This is a genomic window from Delftia acidovorans SPH-1 (assembly GCF_000018665.1).
Classification (GTDB): Bacteria; Pseudomonadota; Gammaproteobacteria; order Burkholderiales; family Burkholderiaceae_C; genus Comamonas; species Comamonas acidovorans.
On sequence record NC_010002.1, the window covers coordinates 5,953,551 to 5,977,618 of the forward strand.

Sequence of the window (24,068 nt, forward strand, 5' to 3'; positions counted from 1 at the left end):
CAACAGATACAGATCCATGGACCACAAAGCACAACAGATCCACCGCCATCTGCACTGCTGCGATGCAACAAGCCGCGGGCTGTGCCTGTGCCGATGAAGGCCGCATGCCTACGCTTGAGGGCCTGGAATCACAGGACACAGACCATGCACAACGCCGACACCCGCTCCTTCGAACTGCGCCATCTTGCCCCCGGCAACGATCTTCACCTGCATGTGCTGGAGGGCAGTGAACTGTTCTGCCGCCACGGCCCGCTGGAAATCACCGCCCCGCAACAGGCCTGGGCGGATGGGGTGCCCGCACCGGCCTTCAGACTGCAGCCGGGCCAGGGCTGGCGTGCGGGCGCCGACCTGCAGATACGGGTCCGCTCCTTGTCCCAGGCCATGGCAAGCCTGGAACTGCGGCAGAGCCCCACGGCAAAAAGCCGCATCGCCTCCGAAGAGGGGATGCGGCCCCGGGCATGGTCGGTTGCCGGCTGGCTTCGCGGCCTCAGGCGTGGGCAGCGCGCAGCTTGACGGAGAACTCCTTGAGCGCGGCAATGCCGCTGGCCTCGGCGCGATGGCACCAGGCCTGCAGATGGGCCGTCAGTTGCTCGCGCGACAGCGAGGTGTTCAGCCACAGCTGGCGCAGCTCCTCGCGCATGACCAGCATCTGGTCGAGCACGGGGTGGGCTGCGCGCGCCTGGGCCAGTTGCCCCTGTGCCTGGGCGGGCACCTTGTCGGCATCGCGGTGCAGCCAGCGGCGCGCCGTCCTGAGCAGGGACAGGTCGGCCTGCCGGGCCTTGCGCTGCTTGAGCGCATCGAGCTCGATCTGCACGGCGGCGCGCACGCCGCGCGCATAGCGGGCCATGACCTCGTAGCGGTTGGCGATCACGGCCTCCAGCGTCTTTTCGTCGGCCACGGGCTTGACGGCGCCCATGACCAGCCGCGGCGCCGTCTTCTTGACCTTGGCCCAGCCCAGCTTCTGCATGGCGCTGATGTAGACCCAGCCCATGTCGAACTCATAGCGCTTGACCGAGAACTTCGCGGAGGTCGGGTAGGTATGGTGGTTGTTGTGCAGTTCCTCGCCGCCAATGATCAGGCCCCAGGGCACGAGGTTGGTACTGGCATCCTGGGCCTCGAAGTTGCGGTAGCCCCAGAAATGGCCCAGGCCGTTGACCACGCCGGCAGCCCAGAACGGAATCCAGGCCATCTGCACGGCCCAGATCGTCAGCCCGATGGCGCCGAACAGCAGCACGTCGATGATCAGCATCAGCGAAGGGCCCCAGATCGAATGCCGGCTGTAGAGATGGCGCTCGATCCAGTCGTCGGGCGTGCCGTGGCCGAACTTCCTGAGTGTCTCGGCGTTCGCCGCCTCTTCGCGGTACAGCTCCGCACCCTGGCGCATCACGGTGTCCAGGCCGCGTGTCTGCGGGCTGTGGGGGTCGTCCTCGGTTTCGCACTTGGCATGGTGCTTGCGGTGGATGGCCACCCACTCCCTGGTGACCATGCCCGTGCCCAGCCACAGCCAGAACCGGAAGAAGTGCGAAGGAACCGGCCCCAGGTCCAGCGAGCGGTGGGCCTGGCAGCGGTGCAGGAAGATGGTGACGCCCGCAATGGTGATGTGGGTGGTGACCAGGGCGTACAGCAGCAGCTGCCACCACGACAGCTGCCACAGGCCATGGGCCATCCAATCCACGGCGAGGTTCCAAACCGATCCGAAATCCAGCGACATAACCGAAGCCTTTGGCAAGGCGGCGCCCAGTGGCACCGATGCCTCAATTTTAGGCGATGCGCCTACAAAGGCATTCGGCAATCTCCTGCGATTTACAGCTTATTGCGTCTGCAAGTTACGGCTTCCGGGTCCAAACGGCGGCGAAAAATCCGTCCGTCTCATGGCGCTGCGGCCACAGGCGCAGGTACTGCGTGCCGGTCTCGCCGCCGCTGCACAGCGCATTGCCCTGCTCCACCTTGAGCTGGGCCAGCAGTTCGCCGGCATCCATGGCCACGAAGTCAGAGTGCTCCGATGCAAAGGCCTCGGCGATGGCTTCGTTTTCCTGGGGCAGGACCGAACAGGTGGCATAGACCAGACGCCCACCCGGCTTGACCAGACGCGCTGCACTGGCCAGGATGGCCGCCTGCTTTTGCGTGAGCTCCTCGATGGCCTTGGCCGACTGACGCCACTTGAGGTCGGGATTGCGGCGCAGCGTGCCCAGGCCCGAGCAGGGCGCATCGACCAGCACGCGGTCGATCTTGCCGGCTAGGCGCTTGACGCGGTCGTCGCGCTCATGGGCGATGGCCGCGGGGTGCACGTTCGACAGGCCCGAGCGCGCCAGGCGCGGCTTCAGGGCTTCGAGCCGGTGGCCGGACACATCGAAGGCGTACAGGCGCCCCGTGCTGCGCATGGACGCGCCAATGGCCAGGGTCTTGCCGCCTGCGCCGGCGCAGAAATCGACCACCATTTCGCCGCGCTTGGCGTCCAGCATCAGCGCCAGCAGCTGGGAGCCTTCATCCTGCACCTCGATGGCGCCGCGCGTGAAGGCGTCCAGCCGGGCCAGCGCAGGCTTGCCCTGCACGCGCAGGCCCCAGGGCGAGTACGGCGTGGCTTCGGCGGCGATGCCGGCATCGGCCAGTTCCTTTTGCACATCGGCGCGCTTGGCGTTCAGCGCATTGACGCGCAGATCCAGCGGTGCGGCCTGCTCCATGCTCTGGGCAAAGGCCCAGAAATCTTCACCCAGCTGCTGCTTGAGCGGCGCGACCAGCCACTCGGGCAGGTTGTGGCGGTGCGGCTCCATCAGCTCATCGGGGCGCACGGCATCGCAGGCGTCCAGCCATTGCAGTTCCTGGGGGGACAGCGCCGCGCGCGCAAAGCCGAGCGCCTCCTTGACGCCCTGCTCGGACTTGCCGGCCACGCGGGCCAGGGCTTCCTGGCTATGGGCAAAGCCCAGGATGGCCAGTCTGCGCTCACGCGAGCCGCTGCCAGAACGTGCCAGGCTCTCAAAAAGCAGCTTCTTGCGCAGCACGGTGTAGGCGGTTTCGGCCAGCGCGGCACGCTCGCGCGGGCCCAGGTTGCGGTTTTCACGGAAAAAGCGTGACACCACGGCGTCGGCCGGGTGTTCGAAAGTCAGGGTGCGCTTGACCAGTTCGGCGCAGGCGTCGAGAAGCTGTTTGGGATGCATGGGCGCAATTGTCCCACTGCCTTGCAAATCCGAGAGGGCCACAGGTCGGAACCCGCAGCAGCCCCCGGCTGGCGCAGCTACCATGGCGCCCCATGACCGACGACGACCTGCCTCCCCTGATCCCCACGCCCCCGGGCCTGTACCGCCACTACAAGGGCGCCCTCTACGAAGTGCTCGCCACCGTGCGCCACAGCGAGACGCGCGAGTCCATGACGCTGTATCGCGCGCTCTATGGCGAGCGCGGCCTGTGGGTGCGGCCTGCCGCCATGTTCAATGAAACCGTGGTCATCGACGGCGTGGAGCAGCCCCGCTTTGCACGCTGCCCCGAGCCGGAGCAGCAGGCCTTTCAGAGCGAAGGCCTGTGAGCAGACCCTAGCCCCGCATCAACTGCGCCACGGCGCGCGGGTAGATGAGGTGCTCCTGCACCAGCACGCGCGCGGCCAGCGCCTGGGCCGTGTCGCCGGGCAGCACGGGCACCACGGCCTGCTCCAGGATGGGGCCCACATCCAGCTCGGCCGTAACGCGGTGCACGGTGCAGCCGGCAAAGCGGCAGCCTGCATCGATCGCCCGCTGGTGCGTGTGCAGACCCGTGAAGGCGGGCAGCAGAGAGGGGTGGATGTTGATCATGCGTCCCTCGTAATGCGCCACGAAGCCCGGCGTGAGGATGCGCATGAAGCCGGCCAGCACGATCAGCGAAGGCGCGTGGCGGTCGATCACCTGGGCCAGCTCGGCATCAAAGGCCTCACGGCTGGGAAACGGGCGGTGGTCCAGCACCTCGGTGGCAATGCCTTGCTCGCGCGCGAAAACAAGGCCCGAGGCCTCAGCCTTGTTGCTGACCACGGCGGCCACGCGGGCGCCGTAACGCCGCGCCCAGTCCTGTTGCTGCGAAGCACGCACAATGGCAGCCATGTTCGAGCCGCCGCCCGAGATCAGGATCACGATATTTTTCATGGGCGGCGATTGTCGCACCGCAGGCCGCGCGGCCTGCGCCAGCCCCGGCAAGGCCCATGGCCCTGCCGGGCCTTGTCACCTCTTCCGTCCAGACACCCATGCCATTCGATCCCCGCACCACCCCCCTGACCGCTGTCGAAGCCCGCGTGCTGGCCACCCTGATGGAGAAGGCGCGCACCGTGCCCGACAGCTACCCGCTCACGCTCAACGCGCTGGTCACGGGCTGCAACCAGAAAAGCAGCCGTGATCCGGTGATGGAAGTCAGCGAGGGCGAGGCCCAGGAAGCGCTGGACAGCCTGCGCCTGCGCACCATGTCCGTACAGATCAGCAGCGCGCGCGCCACGCGCTGGGAGCACAACTTCCCGCGCGGCGTGGGGGTGCCCGACCAGAGCGCCGTGCTGCTGTCCCTGCTGATGCTGCGCGGCCCGCAGACGGCGGGCGAGCTGCGCATCAACTCCGAGCGCTGGCACCGCTTCGCCGACATCTCCTCGGTCGAAGCCTTCCTGGAAGAGCTGCGCGAACGCAGCGAGGAAAAAGGCGGCCCGCTGGTCGTGCTGCTGCCACGCGCGCCTGGCGCACGCGAGCAGCGCTGGGCGCATCTGCTGTGCGGCCCCGTGGACGTGAACGCCATGGCCCAGCCCCCCGCTGCAGCAGGCGCACGCGGCGATGCCCTGGCCCAGCGCGTGGTCGATCTCGAAGCCCAAGTACAGCAATTGCAGGCACGTCTTGCGCATGTCTATGCACAGTTGGGGCTGGAGGAGCCCGGCCAATCCAGCTGATCGCCTGCACTCAGGCAGCCCCAGCAGCAAGCCCCGGACGGCCTCGCCGCCCGGGGCTTGCTGCATCAGGGATTGCCATAGGTTGTCACGCCCTGGACAGTCCAAAAAAGAACGTGCGTGCTACAAAAGCCGGGATTGAAGGAGACACAGTCCATGGACCTGGCATTTACCCCTGAAGAACAGTCCTTTCGCGAGGAAGTCCGCGCCTGGGTGCGGGCCAACCTGCCCCAGGACATCGCGCACAAGGTGCGCCATTCGCTGCGCCTGACGCGCGACGACCTGCAGAACTGGGCCAAGATTCTTGGCAAGAAAGGCTGGCTGGGCTACGGCTGGCCCAAGCAGTTCGGCGGCCCCGGCTGGACAGCCGTGCAAAAGCATCTGTTCGAGGAGGAATGCGCCCTGGCCTGCGCCCCGCGCATCATTCCCTTCGGCCCCGTGATGGTGGCGCCCGTGATCATGGCCTACGGCTCGCCCGAGCAGCAGCAGCGCTTCCTGCCCGGCATTGCCAGCGGCGAGGTCTGGTGGAGCCAGGGCTACTCGGAGCCGGGCTCGGGATCGGACCTGGCCAGCCTCAAGACCCGTGCCGAGCGCGTGGGCGACAAGTACATCGTCAACGGCCAGAAGACCTGGACCACGCTGGGCCAGTACGGCGAGTGGATCTTCTGCCTGGTGCGCACCAGCAACGAGGGCAAGCCCCAGACCGGCATCAGCTTCCTGCTGGTGGACATGAAGAGCCCCGGCGTGACCGTGCGCCCGATCAAGCTGCTGGACGGCGAGTGCGAGGTCAACGAGGTCTTCTTCGACAACGTCGAGGTACCGGCCGAGAACCTGATCGGCGAGGAAAACAAGGGCTGGACCTACGCCAAGCACCTGTTGAGCCACGAGCGCACCAACATCGCCGACGTGAACCGCGCCAAGCGCGAGCTGGAGCGCCTCAAGCGCATCGCCAAGGCCGAAGGCGTCTACGAGGACCAGCGTTTCCGCGACGAGATCGCCAAGCTCGAAGTCGACGTGGTCGCGCTGGAAATGCTGGTGCTGCGCGTGCTGTCGGCCGAGAAATCGGGCAAGAACCCGCTGGACATCGCCGGCCTGCTCAAGATCAAGGGCAGCGAGATCCAGCAGCGCTATTCCGAGTTGATGATGCAGGCCGCCGGCCCCTTCAGCCTGCCCTTCATCGAAGAGGCAATGGAAGCCGGCTGGCAGGGCGACTTCCCCGGCGGCGTGGTGGACAACGCGCCGCTGGCATCGACGTACTTCAACATGCGCAAGACGACGATCTACGGCGGCTCCAACGAGGTGCAAAGAAACATCGTCGCTCAGACGGTGCTGGGCTGATTTTGGCTGGAGTTTCGCTGAACCCGGAAGTGCGCCGGACGCGCTTCGATCAGCTTCGGGAGACAGAAAATGGACTTTGATTTTTCGGATGACCAGCAGCAACTGCGCGACGCCGTGCGCCGCTGGGTGGACAAGGGCTATACCTTCGAGCGCCGCCGCTCCATCGTCGAGGCGGGCGGTTTTTCGCGCGAGGTCTGGGGCGAGCTCGCCGAACTGGGCCTGACGGCCTTGACCGTGCCCGAGGAGCACGGTGGCCTGGGCCTGGGCGCCACCGACGTGATGGTGGTGATGGAGGAGTTGGGCCGCGGCCTGGTGATGGAGCCGCTGGCGCAGGCCTTTGTGGCCGCCGGCGTGCTCGGCAAGCACGCCGACGCTTCCGTGGCCGGCCAGTGGCTGCCGCGCGTGGCAAGCGGCGAGGCCCTGGTCGTGCTGGCACACCAGGAGCGCCAGGCCCGCTACCGCCTCGATGTCTGCGCCGCCAAGGCCAGCAAGAGCGGCAGCGGCTACACGGTGGACGCCACCAAGAGCGTGGTGCCCGCAGGCGACGCGGCCGACGCCTTTCTGGTGCCAGCCCAGCTGGACGGCAAGATCGCCCTCTTCCTGGTGGAGCGCGGCGCCAGCGGCGTCAGCACCCAGGGCTACCGCACCCAGGACGGCAGCCGCGCGGCCGAGCTGCGCTGCCAGGCGGCCCCCGCCACGCTGGTGACGGCCGATGGCCTGGCCGCCCTCACGCTGGCCCAGGACGCCGCCAACGCCGCGCTGTGCGCCGAAGGCGTGGGCGCCATGGAGCAGACGCTGAAGCTGACCACCGAGTACATGAACCAGCGCAAGCAGTTCAACACGGTGATCGCCAGCTTCCAGGCCCTGCGCCACCGCGTGGCCGACATGAAGATGCAGCTGGAGCTGGCCCGCTCCATGAGCTATTACGCCAGCCTCAAGATGAGCGCAGCCGATGCCGAGCGCCACGTGGCCATCGCGCGCGCCAAGGTCCAGCTGGGCCAGTCGCTGCGTTTTGTCGGCCAGCAGTCAGTCCAGCTGCACGGCGGCATCGGCGTGACCGACGAGTACGCGGGCAGCCACTACTTCAAGCGCCTGACTCAGATGGAGATGACGGGCGGTGACACCCTGCATCACCTGGGCATCGTCTCCGCGAAGATGCAGGACACGGCCGGCGTGTTTGCCTGAGGCCTGACCTCACCGCGCCGCACCACACCAGGCCCCGCAGAAAACTGCGGGGCTTTTTTCATGGGCCTTTGCCCATGTCTGCCCGCCGCCTCAGGTCAGCCGGTAGCCCTCCGGCCTGAGCGGTGCCGGCAGATCCGTCTCGCCCAGCGTGCAGCCCAGGCTGATCTCGATGGAGCGGCAGATGGTGTCCAGCGGCAGGTCGTTGCTCTCCAGGCCAAAGGGCTCTTCGAGCTCATCGCCAAGGGCGTCGAGCCCATAGAAGGTGTAGGCCACGATGGCCACGACAAAGGGCGTCATGAACCCGGTCGTGTCCACCAGGCCGAACGGCAGCAGAAAGCAGTACATATAGGCCGTGCGGTGCAGCAGCAGCGCATAGGAGAACGGCATGGGCGTATTGCGAATGCGCTCGCACGAGGCGGCTGCCGCCGTCATGCGCGTGAAGGTCTTGTCCATGGACGCGGCCAGGCAGGGGTCCATCTCGCCACGGCGCACGCACTGCGCCAGATCGCGGCCCATGGACATCATCAGTGCGTCGCAGCGCTGCTCCAGCGGCAGGCCCTGGAGCTGGCGCCATTCCTTGTCCACCAGCCAGCGGCCTGCGGCCACATCCTCATGCAGTCCGCGCAACTGCGTCCGCAGCAGATGCGCAAAGGCGATCGCCCGGTGCACCATGCGCACGCGCACATCGCTGCTGCGCCGGGCCGGGTCCGGATCGCCGTCGATGACGATCAGGCTCTGGCACTGGCGCGCCAGCGTGCGCGCGCAGATCACCATCTCACCCCAGAGCTTGCGGCCTTCCCAGTAGCGGTCATAGGCGGTGTTGTTGCGAAAGCCCAGGAAGATGGCCAGCGGCAGGCCGATCAGCGTGAAAGGGATGGGCGTCACCGTGATCTTCACGTCGAACAGGTTGCCATGCACCAGAGTGATGATGGCGGCGAACACGATGTTCACGAGCAGCGTGACCTGGATACGCTGGAGCACCGAGCCCCGCAAAATCAGAAACAGCCTGAGGCCGGCGGGGCGATCACGGACGATCATGGGGATATCGCTAGGTACAAACCCTTATTCGATCACATATTGAGCAAGTCAATTGGCTGCGGCCGCGCCCAGATGAAAAAAAAGCGCCCCGAAGGGCGCCCTGTGTCACGACCGACTGCCGGTCACAGCGGGTTGGCGCGGCGGCGGCGCGCCATGCCCCAGCCCATGATGCCCATCAGGCCGGACATCAGGATCAGGCCCCATTCGGAGAGCGTGGGGATGGAGGCCGGGCCCGCAGGGGACGCAATCACCACAGGAGACGCCGCCACCTGGTTGTTGGCAGGAGTCACGTCGTTGTCCGCACCCGTCGTGACCTGTACGTTGGAAGTGCCTGGAGCCGTCGGCGTGCCAGAGACCGGGCAGACCACCGTCTCGCCTGCAGCGACGGCATCGCCCTGGGCCCAGTCCACACCATTCACCTTGCACTGGCCCACGGTAACACCCGGGGGCAGGCCGGTCACGCCGCAGATCGCATTGTTCGCAGTTGCAGCACCCTGGTTGGTGCAGGAGAACGAAGCTGTCGGCGGATAAGGCACGCCCACCGTGCCCTTGGGCGGCAGTCCGCTCGGGTTCGTGGTCATGTCGCTGGAGGACGCAGCGTCCAGCAGGTTGGTCTGCACCATGGCTCCCATGAGTGTGGCCACGCCATCGCCACCAATGGTGTAGTTGCCGTTGTTGATCTGGTCGCCCGGCGTGCCCAGCGGAACCTTGACCGTCATCTTGAACGTCAGGGTCTCACCTGGTGCAAGGCTGGGGATGCTGCACTTTGCAGGGCCCGTGGAGTCCACGCCACCCACAGGTGCGGTGCAATAGTTTTTCGCATCGACCAAAGAGACAAAGCTGGTGGAAACGCCTGTGCTGTCTTGCGGCATGGCCGGCGTCACCTCGACATTGGTCACCGGCGTACTGGCATTGTTGGTATAGCTGTACGTGTAGGTGATCTCAGTGCCATCGTTCTTGGGGGCACTCACCGGTCCCGACGCCGTGATCCATACCCCCTTGGGCAGGGCGGTGGTGAAGTTGTCCACGTACAGGTGGCCCGAGTGTCCGCTCTGGCTGCAGCCAGCGGCAATCGCTTCCAGTCGAACCTTATCGCCCACACGCAGCACTTCATTGCCTGGCGCCACGTCATAGGCCTGAGGGTCGGTGAACAACTCCGAGTGCCCATTCGCATCCTGGAACGATTTCCAAGCCACACCCGGTTGACCCGCATAGTGATATTTAAAGAAAAGTTCCTTATCCACCACCGAAGCAGTTTGTGCATCGAAAGTCTTGACCAATGCAATGGCATAGTACGGACGCTGAGCAGGCGTGTGACCGCTGCCTGGATCATCCAGCACCGGCGCAGCGATGAAACGGATATGGATCTTTCCGTCCTTGTCGATGTCGTCGGCCGTCAGCGTCACTTCCTGCGAAATGGCACTGGCTGTCTTCGGCTGCTGGGTAAACGAGGGCTCTGGCGACACATTGCGAGGGATATGCGTCTCGGTCAGGTTGATGCGGGCCGTGTTGCTGCCGCGCGTGGGCAGCAACAGATCGGAGCTGCCCGAAACCCACAGGCGATCCTTGACCGTCGCCTCGGGCGCTGTGACGACCGAGTTCAACGGCAGCTTTCCCGCCGGAGCCGCACGCTGCAGGTCAGCCAGTTTGACGGGGTTGGACGTCAAGGTCGCCGCCGTGCCATTGTTGGTCCAGGCCTCTTCCGTCCAGCCATTCAGATTTCCCGTCTCGAAATCGCCATTGATGAACGATGCCTGGGCCACGGTGCTTGCAAGCAGCGCAGCTCCCAGTGCCAGGCGCCTTGCTTGGGTTCCGGCCTTCTGTTTGAAAGCACTCCGCTCGGCACGGATAGTCTGTCTTGTCATACCGCTCCTCTCTTTTTTGATGCTTTCGCACCGTTGAAAAAACTCTGTAGCGCCACTGTCGACAGCCCCGCAGCTTTCCCGCGCTCAAAAAAAGAGCGAACGAATCCCCTGCGCGGGCTCTGAAAGCCGCGTTCAAAAGGTGGGGAAAAGGGAAAGAAAAGTGGCGGGTGCTTAAGGCACGAACACCAGCCCTCGGCCGAACACTGCCCTCACCGGCAGGGCCAGCCCGGAGATATCCAGGGTCTTGCGGCGCAGCCGCGTCAGCTGCGATTCGATGCGGTGGAAGCCGTCATCCACATCGGCGTATCCCATGGCCTCGATCAAGGTCTGCTTGGCCACCATGGTTCCGGGGGTTGCCATCAGGCAGCCGAGCAATTCCAGCTCGCGACTGGTCAGGGCAATGATCTGGTGGTTGGGCGCGACCATGCAGGCCGAGAGGGGGTCAAGGCGCCAGGTCAGAAACGGTGCCGCCGCCCGCGCCGGCTGGCCCGTGTTGCGGCGCAGCTGGGAGCGGATGCCGGCCACGAGCTCGTTCATGTCGGTGGGCTTGACGAAGTACTGCAGGGCGCCGGCATTGAGGCCGGCGATGCGGCTGTCCAGATCGCCGCGTGCAGTGAGCACCACGACGGGAATCTCCTGCTCGGCCAGGCGCTTGACCAGGCTCAGGCCGTCCTCGCCGGGCAGGCCCAGGTCGACGACGACCAGATCTGCCTTCTGACGCAGTAGCTTTATGTAGAAGTCTTCTGCAGAATCCGTGCCCCAGGCATGCAAGCCAGACTTTGTTAAAAATCGACACACATTGATACGAATATCCTCGTCGTCCTCTACGACGGCGACGGTGAACTCGATCGATGGCTCTAGTGTCTGCTGCATGATGTTTGCCTATTGGTGCGCGGATTTTCATTGGGGCGAACGTCCGCCGCCATGCACGAACACTCTCGAATGCTCACAGTTCAGAGAAACACACAAAAATTTACATTTATTGCATGGATCATGGTCTCGCTCGGGTTGCTTGCATTTTTCGTGCTGAGCCCGGCGTCCATGCCTCCCCCTGACAAGGGACTGCGTCTTGGCAAGGACCTGCCCATGCAGGTGCTTGCCGATGCGGGCCGCAGCATGACCATTGAACAGGTCGCGGCCCTGCCCGATGATGCCTTCGAAACCCGGCGCACGCCTCTGAACGAGGGCTATACCCGCCATGCTTACTGGGTGAGGGTTGCCACGCCTGCGCTTGCGCCCACAAGCGGGCTTGCCGACAACGATGCGCTGTGGCTGGAGATCACGCCCACCTATCTGGACAGGGTCACGCTCTACCAGCAGGCGCACGGCCTGTGGCAGGCAAGGGAAAGCGGTGACACCGTGCCCATGGCTCAGCGCATCCATGTGCGCCAGCTGGTGTTTCCACTGCGCGCTGGCCAACCCTTTGTGCTGCGCATCGAGACCAGCAGCGCCATGCAGCTGTACGCCACGGTCTGGCGCAGCACGGGGCTGATGGCCTGGTTGTCCAGCGTCGAGTGGGCATCGGGCGTGCACCAGGGTGTGAACCTGGTGCTGACCCTGCTGATCGCGGGCGCGGCCCTGGCCCTGCGCATGCGCAGCCTGATGGCCATGACCTTGCTGGCCTTCGTGGTGCTGACCCACAACGCCAATGTGCGCGGCTATGCCCAGCTGTGGCTGCCCGAGCCCTGGGCGCCGCATGCGGATGTCTGGGTGAGCGTGGGCGTCTTCCTGCTGCCTGCCGCCTTTGCCTGGCAGGCACGCGAGACCTTGACGCGCGGCACGGCCTGGCGCCGCATCGATCGCATGCTGGTGCTGCTGACCGTGGCACCGCTGCTGGCCGTACTCAGCATACCGACGGGGCACTACACGCAATGGGCCTGGCTGGGGGTCAGCGTGCCCTGGATGGCCAGTCTGCTGAGTGCGCTGGTGGCCTGGCAGAACCTGTTCCGCCAGGGCCCCAGCATCGTCAACCTGCTGGTGCTGATTCCCTACACGCTGCATACGGTCATGGGCATCCACGTGGCTGCGGCCTATACGGGACTGGTGTCTTCCGACATTGAGGCAGGCATGTACTGGCAGCTGGAATCGCTGCTGCTGTACATCCTCATCATCATTGCCGTGGGTGCCAGCCTGGTCGAGAAATTCCAGAACTCCATGGGCAGGCAGGCACAGTTGGTGGAGTCGCTGGCCCGGTCGGAACATGCGCTGGAAGGACGGGTGCGCACACGCACGGCGGAGTTGCTGCATGCGCAAAACGCGCTGCAGGCCGCCTTGCATGGCGAGCGCACGCTGCGGCTGGAGCAGCGCCAGTTCTTCAACATGGTCAACCATGAGTTCCGCACGCCGCTGGCCGTGGTGGACAGCGCGGCCACCGAGCAACTGACTTTTCCGTCCACCGATATCGATTCCCAGCTGGAACGCGCAGCCCAGATCCGCCGCGCCTGCAGGCGCCTCACGGCCCTGGTGGACAACTGCCTGGTCAGCGACCGACTGGACGCGCCTGCGTTCCGGCTGCAGCTCGACCGGGTGCCCGTGATGGAGCTGATCGACGATGCCGTGCAGCTCGTGCACTGGTCGCGCCGCCACCATCTGAAGCTGGAGACTGCGGGCGTCCCCGCCTCCTGGGAGTGCGATCCCACCCTGGTACGGATCGCCCTGTCCAACCTCGTGGACAACGCCGTGAAATACGCCCAGGCCGGAGAAATCGCCGTATGCGCCCGCCTGGACGCACAGGGCAGGCTGGAACTCACCGTCAGCGACGAGGGCCCTGGCCTGGCGCCCGAGTTGGCGCAGCGCATCTTCGAGCTGCACGAGCGCGGAGAGCGTTCGGACCAGACCCGAGGCTTCGGCCTGGGGCTGTGGGTGGCCCGGCGCGTGGCCCAGATGCATGGCGGCGATGTGCAGGTCACGCCAGCTGCGGGCGGCGGCACCTGCTTCACGCTGACGCTGCCCAGCAGCATTCCCGAAGACAGCGGCCTTGCCACAGCTGCAACACAGCCCGCCTCGCCATGCGTATCCTGAACCTGCTGCGTATCCTGAACCGGCTGGCGCTGCCGGGCTGGCTGGTGTTTTCGCTGGTGCTGGTGGTCTGCTTCATTCTCAGCCCGGCCTGGCAGTCCCTGCCGGCAAAGCGCCTGCAGTTGGGCACGGACCTGCCCATGCTGGCGCTCGTCGATGCCCAGGGCAGCTTCACCATCGATCAGGTGGCAGCCCTGCCCGATACGGCCTTCACCCTGCTCGATACACCGCTGAACAAGGGCTATACGCGCGATGTGTATTGGCTCAAGGTGCAGGCGCCTCACATCGCAGTCGGCAAGGCAGACCCCGAGCACGATCCGCTGTGGCTGGAAATCCTGCCCAGTTATCTCGACCGAGTTGCGCTCTACCAGCACGTGGACGGCGCATGGCGCATGCGCAGCAGCGGCGATACGGCCACCGACGAACCGCGCGTGCATGTTCGGCAGCTGGTGTTTCCGCTGTACTCGGGCCAGCCCTTCATCCTGCGCGTGCAGACCTCAAGCCCCATGCAGCTGGACGCCACGCTCTGGCGCAGCAGCGGCCTGATGACACAGTTCTCGGCCGTGGAATGGGCCTCTGGCATCCACCAGGGCATCAACCTCATGCTGGCCCTGCTGATCATCGGCGCTGCCCTGGCCCTGCGCCTGCGCAATCTCGCCGCCATGGCCGTGGCCGCCATCGCCGTGCTGATCCACGGCGCCAGCGACCGGGGGTACCTGCAGATCTGGCTGCCCGACCACCTCGCGCACTGGGGCCATCTGTGCGTCAGCCTGGGTACCTTGATGCTGCCCGCCGCCCTGGCCTGGCAGATGCGCGAGCTGCTGACACGCGACACACGCTGGCGGCGCATGGACCGGGCCTTGCTTGCCCTGGGAATCATCCCGCTGCTGTGCCTGCCCAGCATACCGCTGGGCCGCTACCAGGACTGGGCCTGGATAGGGGTTGGCGCGCCCTGGGCCATCAGCGCACTGTTCGCCGTGGTGGCATGGAGCAATCTGCTGCGCGAGCGTGCCAACCTGGTCCATGTGCTGATGGTGGTTCCCAGTACCATGTATGGGCTGATGGGCCTGTATGTGACGGCGGCCTATGTCGGCCTGACCAGCCTGCCGACCATAGAAACCAGCGTGTTCTGGCAGCTCAACACCTTGCTGGTCAACATCGTGATCACCGTGGCCGTGGGCGCCGGTCTGATCCAGAAATTCCGCGACTCCATGGCACGCCAGGCACAGCTGCTCGAGTCCCTTGCCAAGTCCGAGCATGCGCTGGAAGAGCGTGTACGCCTGCGCACGGCCGAGCTGCTGCGCGCCCAGAACGCACTGCAGGCGGCACTGCACAGCGAACGCACGCTGCGGCTGGAGCAGCGCCAGTTCTTCAACATGGTCAACCATGAATTCCGCACGCCGCTGGCCGTGGTGGACAGCGCGGCCACCGAGCAGCTGTCCTTTCCCTCGCCCGACATCGACTCCCAGCTGGAACGCGCCGCCCAGATCCGGCGCGCCTGCAGGCGCCTGACGGCCCTGGTGGACAACTGCCTGATCAGCGACCGCCTGGATGCTCCCGCATTCCGGCTGCAATTGCACCGCGCTCCCGTCATGGAGCTGGTCGATGATGCCGCGCAGCTTGTGCACTGGTCACGCCGCCACCATCTGAATCTGGACAGCGCCAATGCGCCCGCCACATGGGAGTGCGACTCCACGCTCACCCGCATCGCCCTGTCCAACCTCGTGGACAACGCGGTGAAATACGCCAAGGCCGGAGAAATCGCCGTGCGCGCGCGCACCGACGAACACGGCCGGCTGGAACTCACTGTCAGCGACCAGGGCCCGGGTCTTGCACCCGAGCTGGCGCAACGCATCTTCGAGCGCTTCGAGCGCGGCCACCGCGCGGACCAGGCCCGCGGCTTCGGCCTGGGCCTGTGGGTGGCGCGGCGCATTGCGCGCCTGCACGGCGGCGACATACAGGCAGCGCCATCAGACCAGGGCGGCACCAGCTTCACGCTCACGCTGCCACCACGCCCCTTGCCCGCACCGCAGGCCAAGACCTTGCAGGCATCGGCTTGAAACATGGCCGGGCGAAGAATCCACGATAATGAAAAGTTCGCCACTGGCGTGGCCTGCCGGCACATGCCGCAGTCAACGCCCGCCTCTCCTTGGCCATAAACACACACCTGTCCATGAGCGCTACTTCCATCCCCGCCGACATCAACCGCAAGCACCTGGAAATGGCTCGCCAGCAGATCTCCAACGGCGATCTGCAGAAGGCCGCACTGACTCTGAACAAGGCCCATCGCAAGATGCCAGGCGATGCCCGTGTCTTCATGCTGGCCGGGCTGATGGCAGAAAAGGCCGGCAACCTGACCAAAGCCGAAGAGGCTTTCGATCGCTGCGTTGAACTCGCCCCGATGTGGGGCCCGGGCCTCCTGGAAACGGCCCTTTATCGCGCACGTCGCGATCAGTTCGATCTCGCCATTGAAATGGCGGAAAAGGTGGCGCGCATCGAGCCCCGCAATCCGCAGGTGCTTGCGGGCGTCGTGGACATCGCGCACCGTGCCGGAAATCATGAAATGGCTGTCCTGCACCTGCGCCGGGGACTGGAGCTTTTTCCAAACGATGCCATGCTGCGGCAGCATCTGGCCGCTGACCTGGGCGAATTGGGAGAACACACCGAGGCACTCCAGATTTGGAACGCTCTGGTGGATGAATTCCCGGAACAGCCTGTCTACAAAATGGGGCGCATCAAGGTTCAAATCGCACGCGGCGAACCCGTAGCGGCCCTGGACGATATCCGCACCCTTGAGGAAAAATTCCCACAGGACGCCACACTGGCTTACTACGCGGCACTGGCACGGGCCGAGACTCCCCAGCATATTCCGGTGGGAATGCACCAAGCCATGTTCGACGAGATGGCCGAGCGCTTTGACAGGCACCTGGTTCTCGGCCTGAACTACCAACTGCCGAAAATCGTTGCAGGGCAATTGATTGCTCGCCACCCGGAGAAGGACTTCAACCTGCTGGATCTGGGCTGCGGTACCGGCCTGCTGGGGCTGTTCCTGGGTCCGATGCAAGGCTATCTGATCGGTGTGGACAGCTCGCTCAAGATGATCGAGGAAGCTGCCAAACACGGCGTCTATGACCGTTTCCACAATGTGGACCTGTTGGGTGCGCTTCAGAACACGCCAGCCAATGAATACGATGTACTCACCCTGCTCGATGTGCTGATCTACATTGGCGCCCCCCAACTGGTCATCCCCAATGCCGCACGCATTCTCAAGACGGGTGGCGAACTTATCTTCTCCTGCGAAACCGCCCCGGAAGATGGTCCCGACCTGGTCCTCCAACCCAGCCAGCGCTACGCCCACAAGCGCAGCCATATCGAAGCACTGTGCAAGCAAGCCGGTTTCAGTGTGTCGACGGAAGAACTGGTGCTGCGCCAGGAAGGTGGCGAGCCGGTTCAGGGCTTTGTCGTGACGGCCACCAAAACCGCTGCCTGACGGGCCTTCATCAAGCCCACGCCACCTCGTGCGTGGGCGCACCACCGCCCTCGGCGAATCCGTCCCGTGCCCAGCGCGAACTCCGGGGCACGTGCAGCAGCAGAAACTCCATCTGATCGGCCAGGATCCGCCGGTTGCGCAGGATGAAGTCTTCCCAGAGGCTGGGTATATAGGGCGTATAGAGCAGCGGCATGCGCGCCTGCTCGGGCGTGCGGGCGCCCTTGCGGTGATTGCAGGAGCGGCAGGCCGTCACCAGGTTCATCCACTGGTGGCCTCCCCCTGCGGAGATGGGCACGATGTGCTCGCGCGTGAGGTCGTTTTCATGAAAGACCCGGCCGCAATAGGCGCAGATGCAGCGGTCGCGTGCGAACAGCTTGCCATTGGTCAGGCCGGGCTGCAGGCTGTGCGGATTGATGGCAGGCGCACCGCGCGTACCGATGATGCTGTTGATGTGGATGACCGACTGGCAGCCCGTGACGGCATTGTGACCACCGCGGAAACAGGCGACCTCTCCGCCGGACTCCCAGCGCACATCGTCCGCCGCGTAATGCAGCGCCGCCTGCTCCAGCGTGATCCAGGATTGGGGCAGCCCTTGGGCCGACAGCTTCAAGACCTTCACGACACGCCTCCTCTGACACCAAAGTGAACGGGAATGCAGCCAGTGCACAGGGCCTGCAAGGCAGGCCTTATCGAGGCAATATACTCTGTTTCCATGTCGGATTGACAGCCTGCGCTGGCTGCGCGCGTGCCAGCCGCTATTGAAAACAAAGCGTCTCATGAAGATTTTTCGAGGCTTCAACCATCCAGGGCGGGAATCGGCCTGTGCCGTCACCATCGGCAATTTCGATGGTGTTCACCGGGGTCACCAGGCCATGCTGGCCCTGCTATCGGCCGAGGCTGCACAGCGCGGCGTGCCCACCTGCGTGCTGACCTTCGAGCCCCATCCGCGCGACTACTTCGCCCAGACCCTGGGACGGCCTGAAATCGCGCCGGCGCGCATAGGCACGCTGCGCGACAAGCTGTCGGAGCTGGAGCGCTGCGGCGTGGACCAGACCGTGGTGCTGCCCTTCAACCAGACGCTGGCCAGCCAGTCGCCGCAGGCCTTCATCGACGAAGTGCTGGTGGCGGGCCTAGGCGCGAAATACGTGCTGGTTGGCGACGACTTCCGCTTCGGCACCCAGCGTGCGGGCGACTACGCCATGCTGGATGCGGCGGGCCAGCGCCAGGGCTTTGACGTGGCCCGCATGAACAGTTACGAGGTGCACGGCCTGCGCGTGTCCAGCACCCATGTGCGCGCAGCCCTGGCCGAGGGGCGCATGCAGGACGCCGCGCGGCTGCTGGGCCATCCCTACACCATCTCCGGCCATGTGGTGCACGGCCGCAAGCTGGGCCGCAGCCTGGCCGAAAGCCGCCAGGGCGCGGGCGACGGCTTTCGCACGCTGAACCTGCGCTTCAACCATTGGAAGCCTGCGGCCAGCGGCATCTTCGCCGTGCTGGTCCATGGCCTGAATGAACGACCGCTGCGCGGCGTGGCCAACCTCGGCGTGCGCCCTTCCCTGGACCCGACTGATGTCAACGGCGGGCGCGTCCTGCTGGAGACGCATTGCCTCGATTGGCCCGGCGCGCCGGGAGGCGAAGAGGCCTACGGTAAAATCATCCGCGTGGAACTTCTGCACAAACTGCACGACGAGCTGAAGTACGACAGTCTCGACGCCCTCACCGCCGGCATCGCCAAGGACTGCGATGACGCGCGCGCGTTCTTCGCCACCATCCACACGCCCATCTACACAGAGACCCGTCGCCAGACCACGCGCGACCGAATTTGACGCTCTCCGTCACCTGCCCGGGCGCGGGTGCGCACCAGGCTTCCCTCCCCTTTTTCCGTGCCTGGACCAGACGGTCCGGGCTCTGGCCTGCTTTCAAGGTTCTCCATGTCTGATTCGAAAGTCTCTCCCAACGCCAATGCGGGCTATCGCGCCACGCTGAACATGCCCGACACGCCCTTCCCCATGCGCGGCGACCTGCCCAAGCGCGAGCCGGGCTGGGTCCAGGAATGGGAGGACAAGGGGCTCTACAAGAAGCTGCGCGACGCGCGCCACGGCGCGCCCAAGTTCATCCTGCATGACGGCCCGCCCTACGCCAACGGCAAGATCCACATCGGCCATGCGGTGAACAAGGCGCTCAAGGACATGATCGTCAAGAGCCGCCAGCTCGAAGGCTTCGACGCGCTGTACGTGCCGGGCTGGGACTGCCACGGCCTGCCCATCGAGAACGCCATCGAAAAGCTGCATGGCCGCAACCTGCCGCGCGACGAGATGCAGGCCAAGAGCCGCGCCTTCGCCACCGAGCAGATCGCCCAGCAGATGGTGGACTTCAAGCGCCTGGGCGTGCTCGGCGACTGGGACCATCCCTACAAGACCATGAACTACGCCAACGAGGCCGCCGAGCTGCGCGCCCTCAAGCGCGTCATGGAGCGCGGCTTCGTCTACCGCGGCCTCAAGCCCGTGTACTGGTGCTTTGACTGCGGCTCCTCGCTGGCCGAGTTCGAGATCGAATACGCCGACAAGCAAAGCCAGACGCTGGACGTGATGTTCCCCACGGCCGCGCCCGACAGGCTGGCGGCCGCCTTCGGCCTGCCCTCGCTGGCCAAGCCGGCCTTCATCGTCATCTGGACGACGACGGCCTGGACCATCCCCGCCAACCAGGCGCTCAACGTCAACCCCGAGCTGGAATACAGCCTGGTGGACACCGAGCGCGGCCTGCTGATCGTGGCCTCGGCCCTGGTCGAGAAGTGTCTGGCACGCTGGAAGCTCGAAGGCCAGGTCGTCGCCACCGCCGTGGGCAGGAAGCTGGACCACCTGCAGTTCAAGCACCCGCTGGCCGATATGGACAAGGGCTTCGACCGCGTCTCGCCCGTGTTCCTGGCCGACTACGCCACGGCCGATGACGGCACCGGCATCGTGCACTCGGCCCCCGCCTATGGCGTGGACGACTTCAACAGCTGCATGAACAACGGCATGACGCGCGAAGACATCCTGAGCCCCGTGCAGGGCAACGGCGTCTACGCACCCGAGCTGCCGCTGTTCGGTGGCCAGCACATCTGGAAGGCCACGCCCGCCATCATCGACGCGCTCAAGCTGGCCGGCCGCCTGATGGACACCAAGACCATCACCCACAGCTACCCGCACTGCTGGCGCCACAAGACGCCCGTGATCTACCGCGCCGCAGCCCAGTGGTTCATCCGCATGGACGAAGGCGAGGGAGTGTTCACCAAGCCCGGCGACAAGCCCGCGCAGACGCTGCGCCAGATCGCGCTGGAGGCCATCGAGCACACCCAGTTCTACCCGGAGAACGGCAAGACCCGCCTGCGCGACATGATCGCCGGCCGCCCCGACTGGTGCATCTCGCGCCAGCGCAGCTGGGGCGTGCCCCTGCCCTTCTTCCTGCACAAGGACAGCGGCGAGCTGCACCCGCGCACCATGGAGATCATCGACCAGGCGGCCGCCATGGTCGAGCAGGGCGGCATCGAGGCCTGGAGCCGCGTGACGGCCGAGGACATCCTGGGCGCCGAGGAGGCCGTGCACTACACCAAGAGCACCGACATCCTCGAAGTCTGGTTCGACTCCGGCTCCACCTTCTGGCACGTGATGCGCGGCACGCACGCCGACATGCACCACGACCAGGGCCCCGAGGCCGACCTCTACCTGGAAGGCCATGACCAGCACCGCGGCTGGTTCCATTCGTCGCTGCTGCTGGCCTCGGCCATCTTCGGTCGCGCGCCCTACCGCGGCCTGCTGACGCACGGATTCACCGTGGACGGCCAGGGCAAGAAGATGTCCAAGTCGCTGGGCAACACCGTCGCCCCGCAGGACGTGAGCAACAAGATGGGCGCCGAGATCATCCGCCTGTGGGTGGCCTCGACCGACTACTCGGGCGACCTGGGCATCGACGACAAGATCCTGGCCCGCGTAGTGGATGCCTACCGCCGCATCCGCAACACGCTGCGCTTCCTGCTGGCCAACGTCAGCGACTTCGATGCTGCGCAGGACTCGGTTCCCACCGAAGAGCTGCTGGAGATCGACCGCTGGGCCCTGGCCCGCGCCGCCCAGTTCCAGGCCGAGCTGCTGGCCCACTACAAGGTCTATGAATTCCACCCCGTGGTGGCCAAGCTGCAGCTGTTCTGCTCGGAAGACCTGGGCGGCTTCTACCTGGACGTGCTCAAGGACCGCCTGTACACCAGCGCGCCCAAGAGCCTGGCCCGCCGCAGCGCCCAGACCGCCCTGCACCAGATCACGCATGCCATGCTGCGCTGGATGGCGCCCTTCCTATCCTTCACGGCCGAGGAGGCCTGGAAGGTCTTCGGCGACAGCGAGTCCATCTTCCTGGAGACCTACACCGACCTGCCGGCCGGTGACGAGGCCCTGCTGGCCAAGTGGGCGCGCCTGCGCGAGATCCGCGACGTGGTGAACAAGGACATCGAGGCCGTGCGCACCGAAGGCCGGGTCGGCTCCTCGCTGCAGGCCGAAGTCAGTGTCTCGGCCCAGCCCGAAGACCTGGCCCTGCTGCAAAGCCTGGGCGACGACCTGAAGTTCGTCTTCATCACCTCGGCGGCCGAGGCCCTGGCAGGCGAGGCCCTGCAGGCCGCCGTCACACCCAGCAGCCATGCCAAGTGCGACCGCTGCTGGCACTACCGTGCCGACGTGGGCATCAACCCCGAGCACCCCAGCCTGTGCGGCCGTTGCGACAGCAACCTGCACGGTGCTGGCGAAGAGCGCCACAAGGCGTAATCAACCCCTGAGGCGCTGCCATGACCCCTACCTTTGCTGCGGTCCCCGAATCCCGCAACAGCCGCATCTGGCCCTGGCTGGCCTGGTCGCTGGCGATCATCGCCATCGACCAGCTCACCAAGCAGTGGATCCTTGGTGCCTACCAACTGGGCGACTGGACGCCGATCACGGGCTTCTTCAACATCGTGCGGGCCCACAACACGGGCGCGGCCTTCTCGTTCCTGGCCGGAGCGGGCGGCTGGCAGCGCTGGCTGTTCGTGGGCATCGGCGTGGCGGCCACGCTGCTCATCGTCTGGCAGTTGCGCAAGCATCCGGGGCAGAAGCTGTTTTGCTTCTCGCTGGCCAGCATCCTGGGCGGCGCCATCGGCAACGTGGTGGACCGCCTGCAGCACGGCTACGTGGTGGACTTCCTGGACTTCTACTGGGGCCGTTCGCACTTTCCGGCCTTCAATGCCGCCGACATCGCCATCAGCGTGGGGGCGGCCCTGCTGATCCTGGACGAGGTGCTGCGCGCACGGCGGGCCAAAAGAACCTGATCCGCGGCGCACGCCACGACAGCCAGCCCAGCCCCTCCTGCGAGGGGCTTTTTCATGGAGGCTGCCGCCAACTGCGTGTCGACGGGCTTTCTCCTCGGGTTTTCCTGAGTGCGTTTTTGGTCAACCGAAATTCTTTTTGATTCGTTTTATTTCTACAATTTTCTTTATTTCGCACCAAACTGTGCGCTCATGCGGCCGACTCTCCTGCGCGCAAGCCGGGACCGGGGTTATATTGGTCCGCTTCTCCGCTCACAGCACATGAAGCACTTACTCAATCTACTGGCCGCCATCGCCCTGCTGGTCTGGGGCACGCACATGGTCCGCACCGGCGTGTTGCGGGTGTTCGGCGCCAACCTGCGCGACCTGCTCGCCCACAGCATGAGCAACCGTTTCTCGGCTGCGCTGTCGGGCTTGGGCGTGACTGCGCTGGTGCAGTCGAGCACGGCCACCTCGCTGATGACCTCGGCCTTCGTGGGCCAGGGCCTGATCTCGCTGCCGGCCGCGCTGGCCGTGATGCGCGGCGCCGACGTGGGCACGGCGCTGATGGCCGTGCTGTTCTCCACCGACCTGTCCTGGCTGTCGCCGCTGTTCATCTTCGTGGGCGTGGTGCTGTTCATCACCCGCCAGGACACCACGGCCGGGCGCATAGGCCGCGTGCTGATCGGCCTGGGCGTGATGCTGCTGGCGCTGCGCCTGGTGGTCGAGGCCACCGAGCCGCTGCTGGAAGCCCCCGCCGTGCGCACCCTGCTGGGCTCGGTCACCAGCGATATCTTCATGGAGTTGCTGCTGGGTGCGCTGCTGGCCGTGATGGCCTATTCCAGCCTGGCCATCGTGCTGCTGATCGCGGCCATGGCCAGCTCGGGCGCGATTCCCATGGAAGTGGCGCTGGGCCTGACGCTGGGCGCCAATATCGGCAGCGGCCTGGTGGCCGTGCTGACCACGGCCAAGTCCAGCACCGAAGTGCGCCAGGTCACCATCGGCAACATGCTGTTCAAGATCATGGGGGTGGCCATCGTCGCGCCCTTCCTGGGGCTGTGGGCCACCTACGTGATGCCGATGATCGACGGCAAGGGCCAGAACATCGTGCTGTTCCACCTGGCCTTCAACATCTTCAACAGCCTGTGCTTCATCGGCCTGACGCAGACCGTGGCGCGCTGGGTGACGGCCCTGCTGCCCAAGCCCGAGGCCAGTTCCACCAGCCTGCTGAGGCCCCGCCACCTCGACCCCTCGGCGCTGAGCACGCCGTCGCTGGCCATTTCCTGCGCCGCGCGCGAGGCCCTGCACCAGGCCGACATGGTCGAGTCCATGCTGATCGGCATGCAGCGCGTGCTGGAGACCGACGACCTCAAGCTGTCCCAGGAGCTGCGCGAGCTTGAAGGCACGGTGGACGATCTGTACTCGGCCATCAAGTACTACATGACCAAGATCTCGCGCGCCGAACTCGACGAGCGCGAGGGCCAGCGCTGGACGGAAATCATCAGCTTCACCATCAACATGGAGCAGATCGGCGACATCATCGAGCGCGTGCTGCTGGACATTGAGGACAAGAAGATCAAGAAGGGCCGCCAGTTCTCCGAGGCCGGCACGCAGGAGATCCGCGAGCTGCTGCACCACCTGCTGGACAACCTGCGCCTGGCGATGAGCGTGTTCCTCAACGGCAATGTGCGCGAGGCGCAGAAGCTGCTGGAGGAAAAGGCGCGTTTCCGCGACCTGGAGCTGGCCTACTCGGCCACCCACCTGGCGCGCCTGTCCGACAACACCGTCTCCAGCATAGAGACCAGCTCGCTGCATATCGACCTGATCAGCGACCTCAAGCGCATCAACTCGCTGCTGTGCTCGGTGGCCTACCCCATCCTCGAATCGGCCGGCGCCCTGGCGCCCAGCCGGCTCAAGGAATCGGCACTGAACAAGACGGCGCGCTGAAGCGTT

The 24,068-nt window shown here is 65.5% G+C and carries 19 protein-coding genes; 12 read left to right on the forward strand and 7 right to left on the reverse strand.

The window, feature by feature from the left end; translation table 11 throughout:
- Window positions 1–144 precede the first annotated feature (144 nt).
- On the forward strand, window positions 145–513 hold the full coding sequence (locus DACI_RS27150; protein ID WP_043782771.1) for a hypothetical protein: 369 nt from the start codon (window positions 145–147) through the stop codon (window positions 511–513).
- Here the strand turns inward: DACI_RS27150 and DACI_RS27155 are convergent.
- Together DACI_RS27155 and DACI_RS27160 are read right to left on the reverse strand one after the other, a co-directional pair.
- The gene (locus tag DACI_RS27155) at window positions 488–1,711 is read right to left on the reverse strand and encodes a DesA family fatty acid desaturase (protein WP_012207167.1); all 1,224 of its coding nucleotides are present in this window, start codon (window positions 1,709–1,711) and stop codon (window positions 488–490) included. The genes DACI_RS27150 and DACI_RS27155 overlap by 26 nt on opposite strands.
- A 115-nt stretch (window positions 1,712–1,826) precedes the next feature.
- Entirely contained in the window at window positions 1,827–3,155 is a 1,329-nt protein-coding gene (locus tag DACI_RS27160) for an RsmB/NOP family class I SAM-dependent RNA methyltransferase (RefSeq protein ID WP_043782775.1), read from the reverse strand.
- A gap of 92 nt (window positions 3,156–3,247) precedes the next feature.
- On the opposite strand from DACI_RS27160, the gene DACI_RS27165 reads away from it, so the two are divergent.
- A complete protein-coding gene (locus DACI_RS27165) occupies window positions 3,248–3,520 on the forward strand; it encodes a DUF1653 domain-containing protein (protein WP_012207169.1) in 273 nt (90 codons plus the stop codon).
- 7 nt (window positions 3,521–3,527) lie between these two features.
- Here DACI_RS27165 and purN read toward each other — a convergent pair whose 3' ends face one another.
- Entirely contained in the window at window positions 3,528–4,106 is a 579-nt protein-coding gene (gene purN, locus DACI_RS27170; protein ID WP_012207170.1) for a phosphoribosylglycinamide formyltransferase, read from the reverse strand.
- Window positions 4,107–4,204: 98 nt separating this feature from the next.
- Between purN and DACI_RS27175 the strand changes: the two genes are divergently transcribed.
- From DACI_RS27175 to DACI_RS27185, 3 genes are all read left to right on the forward strand, one after another.
- On the forward strand, window positions 4,205–4,885 hold the full coding sequence (locus tag DACI_RS27175; RefSeq protein WP_043783684.1) for a YceH family protein: 681 nt from the start codon (window positions 4,205–4,207) through the stop codon (window positions 4,883–4,885).
- A gap of 153 nt (window positions 4,886–5,038) precedes the next feature.
- On the forward strand, window positions 5,039–6,220 hold the full coding sequence (locus tag DACI_RS27180) for an acyl-CoA dehydrogenase family protein (protein ID WP_012207172.1): 1,182 nt from the start codon (window positions 5,039–5,041) through the stop codon (window positions 6,218–6,220).
- A 69-nt stretch (window positions 6,221–6,289) separates the two neighbouring features.
- Window positions 6,290–7,405, forward strand: coding sequence for an acyl-CoA dehydrogenase family protein (locus DACI_RS27185; protein ID WP_012207173.1), 1,116 nt, complete (start codon window positions 6,290–6,292; stop codon window positions 7,403–7,405).
- A 90-nt stretch (window positions 7,406–7,495) separates the two neighbouring features.
- On the opposite strand, the gene DACI_RS27190 is transcribed toward DACI_RS27185, so the two are convergent.
- The 3 genes from DACI_RS27190 to DACI_RS27200 form a co-directional block, all read right to left on the reverse strand.
- A complete protein-coding gene (locus tag DACI_RS27190; RefSeq protein ID WP_012207174.1) occupies window positions 7,496–8,443 on the reverse strand; it encodes a bestrophin family protein in 948 nt (315 codons plus the stop codon).
- Between the two features lie 122 nt (window positions 8,444–8,565).
- Window positions 8,566–10,308: an IPTL-CTERM sorting domain-containing protein gene (locus tag DACI_RS27195; protein ID WP_012207175.1), complete on the reverse strand. Its 1,743-nt coding sequence runs from the start codon at window positions 10,306–10,308 to the stop codon at window positions 8,566–8,568.
- Window positions 10,309–10,479: 171 nt separating this feature from the next.
- Entirely contained in the window at window positions 10,480–11,181 is a 702-nt protein-coding gene (locus tag DACI_RS27200) for a response regulator transcription factor (RefSeq protein WP_012207176.1), read from the reverse strand.
- Window positions 11,182–11,349: 168 nt separating this feature from the next.
- Between DACI_RS27200 and DACI_RS27205 the strand changes: the two genes are divergently transcribed.
- The 3 genes from DACI_RS27205 to DACI_RS27215 all read left to right on the forward strand — a co-directional run bounded on the left by DACI_RS27205 (window position 11,350) and on the right by DACI_RS27215 (window position 16,816).
- Window positions 11,350–13,329, forward strand: coding sequence for a sensor histidine kinase (locus DACI_RS27205; protein ID WP_043783686.1), 1,980 nt, complete (start codon window positions 11,350–11,352; stop codon window positions 13,327–13,329).
- Window positions 13,317–15,386 (forward strand): sensor histidine kinase, encoded by a 2,070-nt coding sequence (locus DACI_RS27210; protein ID WP_012207178.1) that lies wholly within the window; start codon window positions 13,317–13,319, stop codon window positions 15,384–15,386. The genes DACI_RS27205 and DACI_RS27210 overlap by 13 nt, the downstream gene beginning before the upstream one ends.
- Window positions 15,387–15,499: 113 nt before the next feature.
- Window positions 15,500–16,816 carry a tetratricopeptide repeat protein gene (locus DACI_RS27215; protein WP_012207179.1) on the forward strand — a complete coding sequence of 439 codons (1,317 nt, stop codon included), beginning with the start codon at window positions 15,500–15,502 and terminating at the stop codon, window positions 16,814–16,816.
- A gap of 10 nt (window positions 16,817–16,826) precedes the next feature.
- Here the strand turns inward: DACI_RS27215 and DACI_RS27220 are convergent, their stop codons facing one another.
- Window positions 16,827–17,435, reverse strand: a complete 609-nt coding sequence (locus DACI_RS27220) for an HNH endonuclease (protein WP_012207180.1) — start codon at window positions 17,433–17,435, stop codon at window positions 16,827–16,829.
- Between the two features lie 157 nt (window positions 17,436–17,592).
- Here DACI_RS27220 and DACI_RS27225 point away from each other — a divergent pair, with 157 nt between their 5' ends.
- From DACI_RS27225 to DACI_RS27240, 4 genes are all read left to right on the forward strand, one after another.
- A complete protein-coding gene (locus DACI_RS27225; protein WP_012207181.1) occupies window positions 17,593–18,642 on the forward strand; it encodes a bifunctional riboflavin kinase/FAD synthetase in 1,050 nt (349 codons plus the stop codon).
- 105 nt (window positions 18,643–18,747) lie between these two features.
- Entirely contained in the window at window positions 18,748–21,603 is a 2,856-nt protein-coding gene (gene ileS, locus DACI_RS27230) for an isoleucine--tRNA ligase (protein ID WP_012207182.1), read from the forward strand.
- Between the two features lie 20 nt (window positions 21,604–21,623).
- Window positions 21,624–22,139 carry a signal peptidase II gene (lspA, locus tag DACI_RS27235; protein ID WP_012207183.1) on the forward strand — a complete coding sequence of 172 codons (516 nt, stop codon included), beginning with the start codon at window positions 21,624–21,626 and terminating at the stop codon, window positions 22,137–22,139.
- A gap of 258 nt (window positions 22,140–22,397) precedes the next feature.
- Complete coding sequence (locus DACI_RS27240; protein WP_013800898.1) at window positions 22,398–24,062, forward strand: Na/Pi cotransporter family protein; 1,665 nt, start codon at window positions 22,398–22,400, stop codon at window positions 24,060–24,062.
- Window positions 24,063–24,068: the final 6 nt, after the last annotated feature.